Genomic DNA, 16,638 nt, shown 5'->3' on the forward strand with positions numbered 1-16,638 from the left:
AAAATAGGGCGCAGAGATTTTGGTGCCAGACAAGGCGCTTGAGGAAAGAAGGAAGGAGTGTACGAGGAGTACATGACTGACTGAAAGACGAAAGCAACGCAGGCTGGTGACAAAAGATCAAGCACTGGGGCTATAGCTCAGCTGGGAGAGCGCCTGCCTTGCACGCAGGAGGTCTGCGGTTCGATCCCGCATAGCTCCACCATTTTGAACGGCAAAGGCTGTTTGAATTGGTAGCAGATTATCGCGAAGAAGTTAGAAAGAAAAGCTTTTGCAGGCTTTGTTTTAGATGCTGCAAAGAGTTTTTGTTTCTGATTTTTACAATCAGATGTTCTTTAACAAGGTAAATAAGCTGAAATATATATAAACACTAGTTTTCTCAAGTGTTGTAACAATCCGGCGAAATAAAACGGTTGTCATTCAAGTCGGATGATAATCGCGTAATGCAGTTTCTTGATTGATCGATAGCGAGTCTATTTGATTATATGGTCAAGCGACTAAGCGCATACGGTGGATGCCTTGGCAATTGGAGGCGATGAAAGACGTTGGAGCCTGCGAAATGCTCTGGGGAGGTGGCAACCAACCTTTGATCCAGAGATGTCTGAATGGGGAAACCCACCTAACATAAGTTAGGTATCCTTTGACTGAATACATAGGTCTTAGGAGGCGAACCAGGGGAACTGAAACATCTAAGTACCCTGAGGAAAAGAAATCAAACGAGATTCTCTTAGTAGCGGCGAGCGAAAGGGGAACAGCCTGCAAGTGATAGCAGAAGTGTTAGTGGAACAGTCTGGAAAGTCTGGCGATACAGGGTGATAGCCCCGTACACGAAAACACATCTGTGGTACTAAGCTTGCGATAAGTAGGTCGGGACACGTGTTATCTTGACTGAAGATGGGGGGACCATCCTCCAAGGCTAAATACTACCAATTGACCGATAGTGAACCAGTACCGTGAGGGAAAGGCGAAAAGAACCCCTGTGAGGGGAGTGAAATAGATCCTGAAACCGTATGCGTACAAGCAGTAGGAGCAGACTTGTTCTGTGACTGCGTACCTTTTGTATAATGGGTCAGCGACTTAATGTCAGTAGCAAGGTTAACCGTATAGGGGAGCCGTAGGGAAACCGAGTCTTAATAGGGCGAATTAGTTGCTGGCATTAGACCCGAAACCGGGCGATCTATCCATGGCCAGGTTGAAGATGCCGTAACAGGCATTGGAGGACCGAACCCACAAATGTTGAAAAATTTGGGGATGAGTTGTGGATCGGAGTGAAAGGCTAATCAAGCTCGGAGATAGCTGGTTCTCCTCGAAATCTATTTAGGTAGAGCGTCGTGTCTAACCCTAGGGGGTAGAGCACTGTTTGGGCTAGGGGGTCATCCCGACTTACCAACCCCATGCAAACTCCGAATACCTAGGAGTTCAATCACGGCAGACAGACAGCGGGTGCTAACGTCCGTTGTCAAGAGGGAAACAACCCAGACCGCCAGCTAAGGTCCCTAATACACATTAAGTGGGAAACGATGTGGGAAGGCTTAGACAGCTAGGAGGTTGGCTTAGAAGCAGCCACCCTTTAAAGAAAGCGTAATAGCTCACTAGTCGAGTCGGCCTGCGCGGAAGATATAACGGGGCTAAATGTGTAACCGAAGCTGCGGATGCGTGCTTGCACGCATGGTAGAGGAGCGTTCTGTAAGCCTGCGAAGGTGAATCGAGAGGTTTGCTGGAGGTATCAGAAGTGCGAATGCTGACATGAGTAACGACAAGGGGAGTGAAAAACTCCCCCGCCGGAAGACCAAGGTTTCCTGTCCCATGTTAATCAGGACAGGGTTAGTCGGCCCCTAAGGCGAGGCAGAAATGCGTAGTCGATGGAAAACGGGTTAATATTCCCGTACTTGTTATAACTGCGATGGAGGGACGGAGTAGGCTAGGCGATCGCGGCGATGGTTGTCCGCGTTTAAGCTCGTAGGCTGGGGGATTAGGCAAATCCGGTTCCCTAAGGCTGAGAAGCGAATACGAGTCCTCTTTTGGACGAAGTCGTTGATGCCATGCTTCCAAGAAAAGCTTCTAAGCTTCAGGTTATAACAAACCGTACCCCAAACCGACACAGGTGGTCAGGTAGAGAATACCAAGGCGCTTGAGAGAACTCGGGTGAAGGAACTAGGCAAAATGGTACCGTAACTTCGGGAGAAGGTACGCTCCCTTTGGTGATCGGACTTGCTCCGTAAGCTGAGGGGAGTCGAAGTGACCAGGTGGCTGCAACTGTTTATCAAAAACATAGCACTGTGCAAACACGAAAGTGGACGTATACGGTGTGACGCCTGCCCGGTGCCGGAAGGTTAATTGATGGGGTTAGCGCAAGCGAAGCTCTTGATCGAAGCCCCGGTAAACGGCGGCCGTAACTATAACGGTCCTAAGGTAGCGAAATTCCTTGTCGGGTAAGTTCCGACCTGCACGAATGGCGTAATGATGGCCACGCTGTCTCCACCCGAGACTCAGTGAAATTGAATTTGCGGTTAAGATGCCGTATACCCGCGGCTAGACGGAAAGACCCCGTGAACCTTTACTATAGCTTCACAGTGGACTCTGATATTACTTGTGTAGGATAGCTGGGAGGCTTTGAAACTTAGGCGCTAGCTTAGGTGGAGCCAATCTTGAAATACCAGCCTGGTACTGTTGGGGTTCTAACTCTGGACCATTATCTGGTTCGAGGACATTGTGTGGTGGGTAGTTTGACTGGGGCGGTCTCCTCCCAAAGAGTAACGGAGGAGCACGAAGGTGCGCTAAGCATGGTCGGAAATCATGCGGTTAGTGTAATGGCATAAGCGCGCTTGACTGCGAGACTGACAAGTCGAGCAGGTACGAAAGTAGGTCATAGTGATCCGGTGGTTCTGTATGGAAGGGCCATCGCTCAACGGATAAAAGGTACTCCGGGGATAACAGGCTGATACCGCCCAAGAGTTCACATCGACGGCGGTGTTTGGCACCTCGATGTCGGCTCATCACATCCTGGGGCTGAAGCCGGTCCCAAGGGTATGGCTGTTCGCCATTTAAAGTGGTACGCGAGCTGGGTTCAGAACGTCGTGAGACAGTTCGGTCCCTATCTGCCGTGGGCGTTGGAGATTTGAGGAAAGCTGCTTCTAGTACGAGAGGACCGAAGTGGACGAACCTCTGGTGTTCGGGTTGTATCGCCAGATGCATTGCCCGGTAGCTACGTTCGGACGGGATAAGCGCTGAAAGCATCTAAGCGCGAAGCCTCTTCCAAGATTAGATCTCCCTGGGGCCTTGAGCCCCCTAAAGAGCCGTTCAAGACCAGGACGTTGATAGGCAGGGTGTGTAAGTGCTGCGAGGCATTGAGCTAACCTGTACTAATTGCTCGTGAGGCTTGACCATATAATTAAGTGGTCTTGTTGTCACAATGAAGAAACTGCAGCGGATTGTTGCGTGTAGTGAGAGCTACACACATGAGAAAACTTGTTTATATCAGCTTATTTACCACCTTATTTGGATTGAATGACGCAGTACGAAAGTACGTAAGACACCTCATTTAACCAAGCCAGTTTGCCTGGCGACCATAGAGACATGGTACCACCTGATCCCATCCCGAACTCAGAAGTGAAACGTGTCATCGCCGATGGTAGTTTGGGGTTTCCCCATGCGAGAGTAGGTCATCGCCAGGCTTCTAAATAAAACACCCCGTTCAGCTTATGCTGGACGGGGTTTTTTATTTAGGACGCGAGGAGCCTCTCTCACTAAATATCGGGCTCATGCGACAAGCTCTGCACCATCGGTGCGAGCTTGGTGCGCCGATAGGCGTCCCGAAGGGATTGCGAGCACTGCTCGCAACACAAAGTAGGTCATCACTACGCGCCAAACTTTATTAAGTGCTGCAACACTGGTTTTTTAGTTTTTTTTATAACCCGCAGGACCCCCAGACAGCTCCACGCTAGACGGGAGACGGAAGACAAAAGATAAAACCACAACCAAAACTAGGGTTTGCCGCCTTCTGCAACACCCACAAAAAAGCCCCAGCAGGAAACCCTGTTGGGGCTTTATGTTTTTAGCGTTTACCGTCTCCCGTCACGCATCTCCCGAGCACTGTGCGTTCACTGTCAAGCGCCTCACACGCCTTCATAATAGTCTCGGCAGTGTGGTCAGTTAGCGTTTTTTAGTATTCAGGGTTGACGGTTTTCGGTGTTGGTTCGTTTGATGCCGGTCAGGGTTGCGTCAGGTGCGTGATGGAACTCGCATTAAAAAGTTGTAGAGAAGGTGTCGCCATTACTTGCTAAATATGCGCGAATTGCCGTCAACGTGTTAATTAGTTCGTCGTTATGCGGTGTTACTTGATTAATCGAGTCGTGGCCCTTGCGCGGGGCTGCCAGGTGGATCTGTGTCAGTCGTGTCGGGCGCCCTTTTTGTCACGCTAATAGCTATCCTTGGGCTCGTTCTTGGTTGTCTGCTATGATCCGAGGCGATATAAGTAGCGGGTTTTTAGTGTGGATAATTCAATATTGTTGACGATTTTGGCAGATGGTGAATATCACTCTGGGGAGGAGTTGGGCGCACAGTTGGGAGTTAGTCGCGCCGCGGTGTGGAAGCAATTACACAAGCTTGAAGCACTTGAGCTTCCGATAGAGTCTATAAAAGGTCGGGGATACCGACTAGTCGGCGGTTTAGATTTGCTGGAGGCCGACAAGATTCGCTCATTTTTACCTGAATCGGCCGCGTCAGCTTTGGGTGAGCTTGATATTTTCCCGATTATTGGGTCGACGAATGACGCCGCTGCTGAAGCTATTCGTACTGGGCGAAGCGCAAATTATTGTTGTTTTGCTGAGCAGCAGTCCGCTGGTCGAGGGCGTCGCGGGCAGGCCTGGCGCAGCCCCTTTGGTCGTAATATATACCTTTCTATGGTGTGGGAGTTTCAGTCTGGCGCAGCGGCGTTAGAGGGCTTAAGCCTGTCGGTTGGTTTGGCGGTGGTGCGAGCCTTGGGGCGTTTGGGTGTGGATGGGGCTGGTTTAAAGTGGCCTAATGACGTCTTGCACGATAATAAGAAGCTAGCGGGTATCTTGCTCGAAATGCAAGGCGATCCTTCTGGTTTGTGTCAGGTAATTGTTGGTGTTGGATTGAATGTTAATTTGACGGGCTGTGATACGGATGCGATCACGCAGCCTTGGACTGACCTTCAGATGATTGTTGGCAGTGTCCCACGTAATGAGCTTGCTGCGACGCTTATTGCCGAGCTCCTGAAGGTGCAGGCCGAATTCACGCGTGACGGTTTTACCTATCTTCGCGATGAGTGGGGAAAATTTGATGTCTTCGCGGGTAAGCCGGTACAGGTTCAGCTGGGTGATAACGTAATTCAAGGTGTCGCGCGCGGGGTTGATGCCAGTGGTGGTTTGGTGCTTGAGACCGACGCTGGTGAGCGGGTTTTTCGAGGTGGTGAAGTTAGCTTGCGAGGCGCTTGAGAGTGGGGTTGGTAAGTCTAGAGTTGGATGTGGGTAATAGTGCGTTGAAATGGCGGCTTATGAGCGAGGCTGGGCGCCTACAGGGTGGGCGTGTTGCGAGCTCCCCGGATGCACTGCGCTTGCTGTTTGATGAGCTCTCTCTGGAGAATGTGACTGATATTAAGGTTGCTTCAGTGGGTTCTGTCGAGCGTGATGAGCCCTTGATGCATCTGCTTGCTACTTCAGGCTTGCCGTTTAAGGTGGCCGTTAGTCAGTCTTTTTGTAGTGGCGTGCGCAACAGTTATGCCGATACTTCTCGGATGGGTGTTGATCGCTGGTTGGCGATGGTTGCCGCCTTTGGGGTTTGTCGACGCGCGTGTGTGGTTGTGGATGCCGGCACAGCCCTGACCATTGATGTTGTTGACGGCGGCGGCATGCATCGAGGGGGGTATATTATCCCCGGTGTCGCGATGTCGGCTCGCGCTTTAGCGGAGCACACCGGGCGAGTTCGATTTGATGGCGCAGATAAGCAAAGTCTGGCGCCCGGCAAGGACACAGAGAGTTGCGTTCATCATGGAAAGTGGTTGGCTCAGTATGGCGCGGTTCAGGCTTCGATCGAGCTGGCAGAGGCTGATCAAGGGCCTTCAGAGGTGTTTGTAACTGGTGGGGATGCTCAGGGGTTGATCGCGCTGGCTGGCAATTATGCTCGCCATTGGCGGTATTGCGAAGAGCTGGTGTTAGATGGGCTTGCGCCAGTGTTGGCGTCATGCTGAGGGAGAGTTGAGTGCGCTGGTTTTTTGTGTTGATTGTTATGCTCAACGGAGTGTTCTACCTCGCGCATAAATCCGAGCGGGGCTTTGATGTGTTGTCTGAACGTTTGGATTTAGCTTCGAGTAATGGAAATATTGAGTTGTTGGCAGAGCGGGGCGGAGAGGCGGTAGAGCAGCCTCCGCGCGATCTTGTCCCAGCGCCAAGCTCGTCAGAAGAGGTGTGTCTGGTTTTGGGGCCGTATTCGGGTGAGGCCGATTTCGAGTCGGATCGGGCGGGTTTACCTGGTTTGCGGGTGTATCTTGAGGAGTATGAGCGCGGTGCGGACTACTGGGTCTACCTTGGGCCGTATTCATCCTTAGCGGTGGCGACCAAAATGGGTGGTGAGCTTAGGGCGAAGCGGATTGACAACTTTGTGATTCGTAAGGGGGAGTTAAAAGATGCCATTTCACTGGGGGTCTTTACTGATGCTGAGCGCGCAGCCACGCATGCTAAGGGCTTGAGCAAAAAAAATTACGAAGCAAAAATTCGTCGGATTGCAAAGCTGGCGAACCGTTATTGGCTGGTGTTCCGCGGTGAGCGCGGTGGTGATGAGTATGGTCGCACTGAGTCTGTAATGGCTAAGCTGCAGGATAATAATAAAAAGCTAGGTGAAAAAGACTGTAATTTGATTGCGTCTTATAAACAGTTCGACTAGAATGCGCCCCTCGTTTGGAAGCGACGTGGTAGTTTGCTGGCGTAGCTCAGTTGGTAGAGCAGCTGACTTGTAATCAGCCGGTCGGGGGTTCGACTCCTCTCGCCAGCTCCACATATTTTTTGTTGCGGGGTAAGTATTGATCATTCGGCCATTAGTTTTGGGCGATAGATATTTGAACTAAAACAAATTATTCCATTTTCTTGGGGAGGGGTTCCCGAGTGGCTAAAGGGATCAGACTGTAAATCTGACGCGCGAGCTTCGGTGGTTCGAATCCACCCCCCTCCACCATTAATTGCTAGACTTGCCAGAAAACAATGATTTCAGCGGGTATGGTTCAATGGTAGAACCTCAGCCTTCCAAGCTGATGGTGCGGGTTCGATTCCCGCTACCCGCTCCAGTATGGGCAGGTGTAAGGGTGTGAGTTGCGGTGCTCATATAGCTCAGTCGGTAGAGCACTTCCTTGGTAAGGAAGAGGTCAGCGGTTCGAATCCGCTTATGAGCTCCATTAATTTGGCGGCAAAAGCTGATTGGTCGGCTTTTGTCTTTTTGTAGTGACTAGACGAAAGGTCCGCTAGGAGACTGTCGCAATGGCAAAGGAAAAGTTTGAACGTAATAAGCCCCACTTGAACGTGGGCACCATCGGTCACGTTGACCATGGTAAAACCACGCTGACTGCAGCACTGACCCGTGTATGTGCGGAAGTGTATGGCGGTAAGGCAGTGGCGTTTGATGGTATCGACAATGCACCTGAAGAGCGTGCACGTGGTATCACCATTGCGACCTCTCACGTCGAGTATGATTCATCTACTCGTCACTACGCGCACGTTGACTGCCCAGGTCACGCCGATTATGTAAAAAACATGATCACCGGTGCTGCGCAGATGGATGGCGCGATCCTGGTATGTGGCGCCACTGACGGCCCAATGCCTCAGACGCGCGAGCACATCCTGCTGTCACGTCAGGTTGGCGTACCTTACATCGTGGTATTCCTGAACAAAGCTGACCTGCTGGCTGAAGATTGCGGCGGCGTGGGCAGTGAAGAATACAATGAAATGCTGGAATTGGTTGAGATGGAGCTGCGTGAGCTGCTTGATCTGTACGAATTCCCCGGTGACGATACCCCGATTATTGCGGGTTCTGCACTGATGGCATTGAATGGCCAGGACGATAACGAACTGGGCACCACTGCCGTTAAGAAATTGATCGAGGCCTTGGATTCTTATATTCCACAGCCTGAGCGTGCAGTTGACCTGCCGTTCCTGATGCCGATTGAAGACGTATTCTCTATCTCTGGTCGCGGTACAGTGGTAACTGGCCGTATCGAGCGTGGCATTCTGCGCACCGGTGATGAGATTGCGATCATTGGTATTCACGACACCACCAAGACTGTATGTACTGGTGTTGAAATGTTCCGCAAGCTGCTTGACGAAGGTCGCGCTGGTGAGAACGTAGGTGTGTTGTTGCGTGGTACTAAGCGCGACGACGTAGAGCGTGGTCAAGTACTGGCTAAGCCCGGTTCAATCACGCCTCACACTCGTTTCGAAGGTGAAGTATACGTACTGTCCAAAGAAGAGGGTGGCCGTCACACGCCGTTCTTTAAAGGCTACCGTCCTCAGTTCTACTTCCGTACCACGGACGTGACTGGTGCTTGTGAGCTGCCGGAAGGTACTGAAATGGTTATGCCTGGCGACAACGTGAAGATGGACGTGACTTTGATTGCGCCAATCGCGATGGAAGAAGGTCTGCGTTTTGCAATTCGTGAAGGTGGCCGTACTGTTGGCGCCGGCGTTGTTGCTAAAATCGTAGAATAAGCCCGGTAAGATTGGGTTGAAAGTCCGGGTGATTTAGCCCGGCACTTGTAGGCCAGTAGTTCAATTGGTAGAGCACCGGTCTCCAAAACCGGCTGTTGGGGGTTCGAGTCCCTCCTGGCCTGCCATTTACGTTGACACCGCTTCGCGTATGCGTAGTGGTGTTTTGCGCTTAGCGAAAAAGGGAAATGTTTTAACAATGAGTGCTAAGGCGGAAGACGCTGGTCGATTCGACGGTCTGAAATGGAGTCTTGTAGCTCTGTTAGTGGCCGGTGGTGTTGGCGGCAATATATATTTCTCTAGTGAGTCTCTGCTTTATCGTGTTATCGCCTTGTTGGTGTTGGCGCTGATTGCGGGGTATATCGCTTACGGTACAGTTAAGGGCGAGGCCTTTTTTGAATTGCTTAAAGGCGCGCGCACCGAGATTCGCAAGGTCGTCTGGCCATCGCGTCAGGAAAGCACCCAAACCACGCTGATTGTTGTGGCGTTTGTAGTAGTTGCGGCATTGATTCTGTGGGGCTTAGACACTCTGTTGGGTTGGTTGGCATCCATGGTTATCGGCTAGAGGTAGGGCATGACAAAGCGCTGGTATGTTGTACACGCCTATTCTGGGTATGAAAAGAAAGTTGCTCTGGCATTAAAAGAGCGCATTGAGCTGTCAGGTTTTGCTGACCGTTTTGGCGAGGTTTTGGTTCCGACCGAAGAAGTCATAGAGATGCGTGGTGGTCAGAAACGCAAAAGTGAGCGCAAGTTTTTCCCGGGTTACGTGCTGATTCAAATGGAACTCGGCGACGATACTTGGCATTTAGTTAAAGAAACGCCGCGAGTAATGGGCTTTATTGGTGGTAAGGCCGACAAGCCTGCGCCTATTACTGAAAAAGAAGCGCAAGCGATATTGCAGCGTGTCGAGAGCGGTGATAAGCCCAAACCTAAAACCTTGTTTGAACCGGGTGAAATGGTACGGGTTATCGACGGGCCGTTTAATGACTTTAACGGTGTTGTTGAAGAAGTGAATTACGAGAAAAACCGTCTGCATGTCGCTGTTCTTATCTTTGGCCGGTCAACGCCGGTTGAGCTGGACTTTGCGCAGGTGGAAAAGGCGTAAATATTGTTGCGCAGCTTACGTGCAGCAAATGAAATGTTGCTGGCTAGTCGGGATTGATAGTCGAGCAGTTTAAACCGGGGAGCTGATTGCAGATTTTTTAATCGCAAGGCGTTTGTACCCACTAGGAGGAAGTTATGGCTAAGAAAGTACAAGCTTATATTAAGCTTCAGGTTGCCGCCGGTAAGGCCAACCCAAGTCCGCCAGTTGGTCCCGCACTGGGTCAGCACGGCGTTAACATCATGGAATTTTGTAAAGCTTTCAACGCTCAAACTCAGAGCCTTGAAGCTGGCATGCCAATCCCTGTTGTGATCACAGTTTATTCAGATCGCAGCTTTACCTTTGTGACTAAGACTCCACCGGCTTCTTTCTTATTGAAGAAGGCTGCGGGTGTTGCAAGTGGTTCAGGTACACCTAACTCCAAGAAAGTCGGTAAAGTGACTCGCGCCCAGCTTGAAGAAATCGCCACTATTAAAATGGCCGATTTGACTGCGTCTGATATGGATGCAGCAGTGCGCACTATCGCGGGCAGTGCCCGTGCCGCCGGTATTGAAGTTGAGGGTCTGTAATCATGGCTAAGCTCACTAAGCGTCAAAAAGCTATCCGCGAGAAAGTGGTAGCTGGTAAGCAGTACAGCTTTGAAGAAGCAGTAGCGCTGCTTAAAGAAGTGTCGGTAATTAAATTCCCTGAGGCAATTGATGTTGCAATCAATCTTGGTGTTGATGCGCGTAAATCTGATCAAGCGGTTCGCGGTGCAACGACTCTGCCTCACGGCACAGGTAAGACTGTACGTGTAGCGGTGTTCGCTCAGGGTGAGAACGCTGAGAAAGCCAAAGCAGCTGGTGCAGATTTTGTTGGCATGGACGATCTTGCAGCCCAAGTTAAAGGCGGCATGATGGACTTTGATGTTGTGGTTGCGTCTCCAGATGCAATGCGCGTTGTTGGTCAGCTCGGTCAGGTGCTTGGTCCTCGTGGTCTGATGCCTAACCCTAAGACTGGCACTGTAACTGCAGATGTTGAAACTGCAGTTAAAAATGCTAAGGCTGGTCAGGTTCGCTACCGTACAGATAAAAACGGTATCATCCACGGCGCAATTGGCAGCATTAGCTTCGACGCTAATATTCTTAAAGACAATCTTGAGGCTTTGTTGGGTGACTTGCGTAAAGCCAAGCCGTCCTCAGCTAAAGGTGTTTACATGAAGAAAGTGACTCTTTCTTCAACGATGGGCCCCGGTATCGCAATCGATATGGCGAGCTTGTCGGCAAAATAATTTTAGGGCGCTAGTCGTCCTGAATGAAGCGGCCTTTTTGGAGGCCGTTTTATAGGCTTTGTGGTCTTTGACAGCTGACCTACTGTGTCAAAAGACAGAGACCATCAAAGACCGTAGGCGGGGTTTGGGTTATTTAGACTTACCCCTTAATCGATGTGTTGATTCGTCAACGTTTACCGGCATTGGCCTACGCAGATGGTGGAGTGGATTTGTTCTCCAGCAAATGACTTGAAACCTCGTGTTTTGAGTCTACGGTAAATAACTGACAAATCCAGGAGTTATCCAAGTGGCATTAAGACTCGACGACAAGAAAGCGATAGTAGCTGATGTTAACGAGACTGCTGCGAGTGCATTGTCATTGGTTATTGCTGACGCCCGTGGGTGTTCTGTAGGCCAAATGACTGAGCTCCGCAAATTGGCGCGGGAATCACAAGTAAGTGTGCGTGTAGTGCGTAACACCCTTGCGAAACTAGCGTTGAAGGGAACTGAATTCGAGTGCGCAGAGTCGGCCTTTAAAGGTCCTTCTCTGTTAGCTTTCTCGATGGAAGATCCCGGTGCGGCGGCGCGTATCTTCAAAGATTTTGCGAAAGCAAATGCTAAATTTGAAGTAAAAGCACTGGCAGTCAGTGGCCAATTGATGGGCCCAGATCAGTTAGATGTACTGGCGAAATTGCCGACCCGCGACCAGGCGCTATCTATGTTGATGAGCGTTATGCAAGCACCGGCTACGAAACTGGTACGTACACTGAACGAAGTACCCGGAAAATTGGTTCGTACTCTAGCTGCAGTTCGCGAGCAGAAAGAAGCTGCGTAAGCGCAGCGTATTAATGGTTTTTCTTTAAGTAATTGACACAGTAGGGAGTTTCACATGGCTCTGTCACAAGACGATATTTTGAATGCAATCGCTGAAATGAGCGTAATGGACGTAGTTGGTCTGATCGAAGCGATGGAAGAGAAGTTTGGCGTTTCTGCTGCTGCGGCTGTTGCCGCTGCACCAGCTGCCGCTGCTGAAGCTGGCGCTGCCGCTGAAGAGCAGACTGAATTTGACGTAGTTCTGACCGCTGTTGGCGAGAAGAAAGTTAACGTTATCAAAGCAGTCCGCACTATCACTGGTCTGGGTCTGAAAGAAGCTAAAGAATTAGTAGACGGCGCGCCTTCTACTATTAAAGAAGCTGCTTCTAAGGCTGATGCAGAGACTGCGAAGAAAGAGCTTGAAGAAGCTGGCGCTAGCGTCGAGCTTAAGTAAGTTGCTTGTTGGCCTGCTTGCAGGTCAATCTCAAGCGAGGCTGGTGGGTTAATCCCGCCGGCCTTTTGCTGTTATTTGAGATATTACAGTCGGTTTCCTTTGGGAGCTGGCTAGCGGCAGGTGAAAAACTGCCGTACTAACGATGCCGTCGCCGGTCGCGACGGGGTCAAGAAATGATGCTGGGGAGTACTGATGGCTTACTCGTACACTGAGAAAAAACGTATCCGTAAGGATTTTGGCAAGATGCCGCACGTCATGGACGTGCCCTATCTCCTTGCGATTCAGCTGGATTCTTACAAGAAGTTCACCCAGCAGGGTGTCCCTGCCGGTGAGCGCGGCGAGTATGGTTTGCACGCCGCATTTAAATCAATATTCCCGATAGTGAGTTACTCCGGCAATGCAGCGCTGGAGTATGTCGATTACGTACTTGGCGTGCCGGCCTTCGATGTAAATGAGTGCCAGCTGCGCGGCGTAACGTATTCTGTGCCGCTGCGAGTCAAAGTTCGTTTGATCATCTATGATCGCGAATCGGCCAACAAAAGCATCAAAGATATTAAAGAACAAGAAGTCTATATGGGCGAAATCCCATTAATGACTGAAAACGGTACTTTTGTTATCAATGGTACTGAGCGGGTTATCGTTTCTCAGTTGCACCGCTCACCTGGTGTGTTCTTCGATCACGACCGTGGCAAAACCCACTCGTCGGGCAAGCTGCTGTACTCAGCGCGGATCATTCCCTACCGTGGCTCTTGGTTGGATTTCGAGTTTGACCCGAAAGACATGGTGTTTGTGCGTATCGATCGCCGTCGTAAATTGCCGGCCACGATTCTGTTGCGCTCATTGGGTATGACGGCAGAAGAGATTCTTGAACTCTTCTACGACGTTAACACCTTTAAGGTTGCCAAAAAAGGCGGCTTTACTATTGAGTTGATCGCTGAGCGTCTACGGGGTGAAGTAGCGACTTTTGATATTGCTGCTAAGAACGGCGAAGTTATCGTTGAGACTGGCCGCCGTATTACTGCCCGCCATATTCGCCAGATTGAAAAGTCAGGCTTGAAAGAGTTAGAAGTACCTGTTGAGTACTTGGTCGGCCGCGCGCTGGCCAAAGATATTGTCGACAAAAAGACCGGCGAAGTGCTCTTCCCTTGTAATACCTTGATTACTGCGGAAATTCTTACTGCGCTTGAAGAAGCTGATGTCAAAGAAATCGACACGCTCTACACCAACGAGCTGGATTGCGGACCGTATGTCAGCGATACCTTGCGCGCTGACCCAACCAATACCCAGTTAGAGGCGTTGGTCGAAATCTACCGCATGATGCGTCCTGGCGAGCCGCCAACCAAAGAGTCTGCAGAGAATTTGTTCCAAAACTTATTCTTCTCGCCAGAGCGTTATGACCTGTCTACTGTTGGTCGGATGAAGTTTAACCGCCGCGTCGGTCGCGAAGAGATTTTGGGTGCAGGCACCTTGGACCAAAGCGACATCATCGCTGTTATGAAAATGCTGGTTGGCATTCGTAACGGTAAGGGCATTGTCGACGATATCGATCACCTCGGTAACCGTCGTATTCGCTCTGTTGGGGAAATGGCTGAGAACCAATTCCGTGTTGGTCTGGTACGGGTAGAACGCGCTGTTAAAGAGCGTCTGTCTATGGCGGAAAGTGAAGGCCTGATGCCTCAGGACTTGATCAATGCCAAGCCGGTTGCCGCTGCTGTAAAAGAGTTCTTTGGCTCGTCACAGCTGTCGCAGTTTATGGACCAAAACAACCCGCTGTCAGAAATCACCCACAAGCGTCGTGTTTCTGCGCTTGGGCCCGGCGGTCTGACCCGCGAGCGCGCTGGCTTTGAAGTCCGCGACGTTCACCCGACGCACTACGGCCGGGTATGCCCTATTGAAACGCCAGAAGGACCAAACATTGGTCTGATTAACTCATTGGCGACCTATGCGCGTACCAATGAGTATGGTTTCCTTGAAAGCCCTTACCGCAAAGTTAAAGACGGTAAAGTAAGCGACGACATCGAGTATTTGTCGGCAATCAATGAAGCTGAGGAAGTTATCGCTCAGGCCTCAGCGGTCATGAACGAAAAAGGCGAGCTGACCGACGAAATGGTTGCGGTTCGTCACATGAACGAATTTACGGTAATGCCACCGGAAAAAGTAACCTACATGGACGTTTCGCCCAAGCAGGTTGTTTCGGTAGCGGCGTCTTTGATTCCGTTCTTAGAGCACGATGATGCTAACCGCGCCTTGATGGGTTCGAACATGCAGCGCCAGGCTGTGCCGACGCTCAAGGCCGATAAGCCTTTAGTCGGTACTGGTTTTGAACGCTATGTGGCGTCTGACTCCGGTGTGTGTGTGGTTGCTCGCCGCGGCGGTGTAATTGATAGCGTTGACTCTTCACGTATCGTTGTTCGTGTTAACAACGACGAAGTGCAGCCTGGTCAGCCACCGGTAGATATTTACAACCTGACTAAATACACCCGTTCTAACCAGAACACCTGTATTAATCAGCGTCCAATTGTAAGTGAAGGTCACGACGTTGTGCGTGGCGACATTCTGGCCGATGGCCCGTCTGTTGATATGGGTGAGCTGGCACTAGGTCAGAACATGCGTATCGCGTTTATGCCTTGGAACGGTTACAACTTCGAGGATTCGATCCTTGTCTCTGAGCGCGTGGTGAAAGAAGATCGCTTCACTACCATTCATATTCAAGAATTGACCTGTATTGCCCGCGACACCAAATTGGGTTCAGAGGAAATCTCTGCAGATATTCCCAATGTTGGCGAAGGCGCGCTGGCGAGTCTCGACGAGTCCGGTATCGTGTATATCGGTGCTGAAGTCGGTCCCGGCGATATTCTGGTTGGTAAGGTTACGCCTAAAGGCGAAACCCAGTTAACGCCAGAAGAAAAATTACTACGTGCTATTTTTGGTGAGAAAGCCTCCGACGTTAAAGATACTTCCCTGCGTGTGCCTACTAGCACCAAGGGTACTGTTATCGACGTTCAGGTTTTCACCCGCGACGGTCTTGAAAAAGACAAGCGCGCACTGGAAATTGAAAAAATGCAGCTCGACCAGTTCCGTAAGGATCTGAACGAAGAGTACCGCATTGTCGAAGAAGCGACCTTTGCGCGTTTGTCTACGGCCTTAGATGGTCAGGCGATCCTAAGTGGTCCCGGCATGAAGAAGGGCGATGTCCTGACCGCTGCTGGCTTGGCTGAGATTAAGACTGACGATTGGTTCAAGTTGCGTCTGGCTGACGAGACCTTGAATGCCGCACTGGAAGACGCCGACAAGCAGCTGGTTGCGCATCGCAAAACTTTGGAAGAGCGTTTTGAAGATAAACGCCGCAAGCTGACGACTGGCGACGATTTGGCGCCGGGCGTACTGAAAATAGTTAAGGTTTACTTGGCTATCAAACGTCGCATTCAGCCAGGTGATAAAATGGCTGGTCGTCACGGTAACAAGGGTGTTATCTCGGTCATTATGCCTGTTGAAGACATGCCTTTTGACGAAAACGGCGAGCCGGTCGATATCGTCTTGAACCCACTGGGTGTACCGTCGCGGATGAACGTAGGTCAGGTTCTTGAGACTCACCTTGGCCTCGCGGCGAAAGGTTTGGGTAGCAAGATTGACGCAATGATTCGTGAACAGCGTCAAATTGCCGATGTTCGTAAGTTCCTGGGCGAAATCTACAACGATGGCGCAGGTCGTCACGAAGATCTCGACAGCTTCAGCGATGAAGCGATTATGGATCTTGCCAAGAACCTCCGTGGCGGTGTGCCAATGGCAACTCAGGTATTCGACGGTGCTAACGAGGCAGAAATTAAAAGTCTGCTACGCTTAGCAGGTCTGCCAGACAGCGGTCAGTTGAAGCTGTGTGACGGTCGTACCGGTCTGGAATTCGATCGCCCGGTTACTGTCGGCTATATGTACATGCTCAAGTTGAACCACTTGGTTGATGACAAGATGCATGCGCGTTCTACTGGTTCGTACAGCTTGGTTACCCAGCAGCCATTGGGTGGTAAAGCTCAGTTCGGTGGGCAGCGCTTCGGGGAGATGGAAGTGTGGGCACTAGAAGCTTACGGTGCCGCCTATACCCTGCAGGAAATGCTAACGGTGAAGTCGGACGACGTAAACGGTCGTACCAAGATGTACAAAAATATTGTTGATGGTGATCAGAGCATGGAGCCGGGTATGCCCGAGTCTTTCAATGTATTGGTCAAAGAGATCCGCTCACTCGGTATTAATATCGAGCTGGACACGGAATAAGTATCAACAACGAGATGGCAAGGGGTGCCGCTACAGCTTTGTA

The 16,638-nt window shown here is 50.7% G+C and carries 11 protein-coding genes, 6 tRNA genes and 2 rRNA genes; all 19 read left to right on the plus strand.

Annotation, left to right across the window (positions count from 1 at the left end; all coding sequences use genetic code 11):
* The first annotated feature begins 126 nt into the window (after window positions 1–126).
* A tRNA-Ala gene (locus AZF00_RS02020) sits at window positions 127–202 on the plus strand.
* Between the two features lie 282 nt (window positions 203–484).
* Window positions 485–3,384: ribosomal RNA gene (locus tag AZF00_RS02025) — 23S ribosomal RNA — on the plus strand.
* 171 nt (window positions 3,385–3,555) lie between these two features.
* Window positions 3,556–3,671 (plus strand): 5S ribosomal RNA (gene rrf / locus AZF00_RS02030).
* Between the two features lie 816 nt (window positions 3,672–4,487).
* Window positions 4,488–5,456, plus strand: coding sequence for a bifunctional biotin--[acetyl-CoA-carboxylase] ligase/biotin operon repressor BirA (birA, locus tag AZF00_RS02035; protein WP_062382911.1), 969 nt, complete (start codon window positions 4,488–4,490; stop codon window positions 5,454–5,456).
* A gap of 2 nt (window positions 5,457–5,458) precedes the next feature.
* The gene (locus tag AZF00_RS02040) at window positions 5,459–6,208 is read left to right on the plus strand and encodes a type III pantothenate kinase (protein WP_062382913.1); all 750 of its coding nucleotides are present in this window, start codon (window positions 5,459–5,461) and stop codon (window positions 6,206–6,208) included.
* An 11-nt stretch (window positions 6,209–6,219) separates the two neighbouring features.
* Window positions 6,220–6,900 carry an SPOR domain-containing protein gene (locus tag AZF00_RS02045; protein ID WP_062382916.1) on the plus strand — a complete coding sequence of 227 codons (681 nt, stop codon included), beginning with the start codon at window positions 6,220–6,222 and terminating at the stop codon, window positions 6,898–6,900.
* 35 nt (window positions 6,901–6,935) lie between these two features.
* Window positions 6,936–7,011 (plus strand) — tRNA-Thr (locus AZF00_RS02050).
* Window positions 7,012–7,104: 93 nt separating this feature from the next.
* Window positions 7,105–7,188, plus strand: a tRNA-Tyr gene (locus tag AZF00_RS02055).
* A 35-nt stretch (window positions 7,189–7,223) separates the two neighbouring features.
* Window positions 7,224–7,297, plus strand: a tRNA-Gly gene (locus AZF00_RS02060).
* Window positions 7,298–7,329: 32 nt separating this feature from the next.
* Window positions 7,330–7,405, plus strand: a tRNA-Thr gene (locus AZF00_RS02065).
* A gap of 82 nt (window positions 7,406–7,487) precedes the next feature.
* Complete coding sequence (gene tuf, locus AZF00_RS02070) at window positions 7,488–8,711, plus strand: elongation factor Tu (RefSeq protein WP_008248373.1); 1,224 nt, start codon at window positions 7,488–7,490, stop codon at window positions 8,709–8,711.
* Between the two features lie 49 nt (window positions 8,712–8,760).
* A tRNA-Trp gene (locus AZF00_RS02075) sits at window positions 8,761–8,836 on the plus strand.
* A gap of 71 nt (window positions 8,837–8,907) precedes the next feature.
* The gene (secE, locus tag AZF00_RS02080) at window positions 8,908–9,273 is read left to right on the plus strand and encodes a preprotein translocase subunit SecE (protein ID WP_008248393.1); all 366 of its coding nucleotides are present in this window, start codon (window positions 8,908–8,910) and stop codon (window positions 9,271–9,273) included.
* 9 nt (window positions 9,274–9,282) lie between these two features.
* Complete coding sequence (gene nusG / locus AZF00_RS02085) at window positions 9,283–9,813, plus strand: transcription termination/antitermination protein NusG (protein ID WP_008248390.1); 531 nt, start codon at window positions 9,283–9,285, stop codon at window positions 9,811–9,813.
* A gap of 134 nt (window positions 9,814–9,947) precedes the next feature.
* Window positions 9,948–10,379: a 50S ribosomal protein L11 gene (gene rplK / locus AZF00_RS02090; RefSeq protein WP_008248388.1), complete on the plus strand. Its 432-nt coding sequence runs from the start codon at window positions 9,948–9,950 to the stop codon at window positions 10,377–10,379.
* A gap of 2 nt (window positions 10,380–10,381) precedes the next feature.
* The gene (rplA, locus tag AZF00_RS02095; protein ID WP_062382918.1) at window positions 10,382–11,080 is read left to right on the plus strand and encodes a 50S ribosomal protein L1; all 699 of its coding nucleotides are present in this window, start codon (window positions 10,382–10,384) and stop codon (window positions 11,078–11,080) included.
* A gap of 286 nt (window positions 11,081–11,366) precedes the next feature.
* A complete protein-coding gene (gene rplJ / locus AZF00_RS02100; protein WP_008248385.1) occupies window positions 11,367–11,894 on the plus strand; it encodes a 50S ribosomal protein L10 in 528 nt (175 codons plus the stop codon).
* A gap of 54 nt (window positions 11,895–11,948) precedes the next feature.
* Window positions 11,949–12,326 (plus strand): 50S ribosomal protein L7/L12, encoded by a 378-nt coding sequence (rplL, locus tag AZF00_RS02105; protein WP_008248383.1) that lies wholly within the window; start codon window positions 11,949–11,951, stop codon window positions 12,324–12,326.
* A gap of 192 nt (window positions 12,327–12,518) precedes the next feature.
* Entirely contained in the window at window positions 12,519–16,595 is a 4,077-nt protein-coding gene (gene rpoB / locus AZF00_RS02110) for a DNA-directed RNA polymerase subunit beta (RefSeq protein WP_008248380.1), read from the plus strand.
* Window positions 16,596–16,638 lie beyond the last annotated feature (43 nt).

Source organism: Zhongshania aliphaticivorans, from assembly GCF_001586255.1.
Lineage (GTDB): Bacteria > Pseudomonadota > Gammaproteobacteria > Pseudomonadales > Spongiibacteraceae > Spongiibacter > Spongiibacter aliphaticivorans.

What these genes read in the sequence shown, in the direction of transcription:
- rplA (WP_062382918.1), top strand. Translation starts at nt 10,382, where the DNA reads ATGGCTAAGCTCACTAAGCGTCAAAAAGCTATCCGCGAGAAAGTGGTA.
- secE (WP_008248393.1), top strand. Translation starts at nt 8,908, where the DNA reads ATGAGTGCTAAGGCGGAAGACGCTGGTCGATTCGACGGTCTGAAATGG.
- tuf (WP_008248373.1), top strand. Translation starts at nt 7,488, where the DNA reads ATGGCAAAGGAAAAGTTTGAACGTAATAAGCCCCACTTGAACGTGGGC.
- nusG (WP_008248390.1), top strand. Translation starts at nt 9,283, where the DNA reads ATGACAAAGCGCTGGTATGTTGTACACGCCTATTCTGGGTATGAAAAG.
- rpoB (WP_008248380.1), top strand. Translation starts at nt 12,519, where the DNA reads ATGGCTTACTCGTACACTGAGAAAAAACGTATCCGTAAGGATTTTGGC.
- rplL (WP_008248383.1), top strand. Translation starts at nt 11,949, where the DNA reads ATGGCTCTGTCACAAGACGATATTTTGAATGCAATCGCTGAAATGAGC.
- rplK (WP_008248388.1), top strand. Translation starts at nt 9,948, where the DNA reads ATGGCTAAGAAAGTACAAGCTTATATTAAGCTTCAGGTTGCCGCCGGT.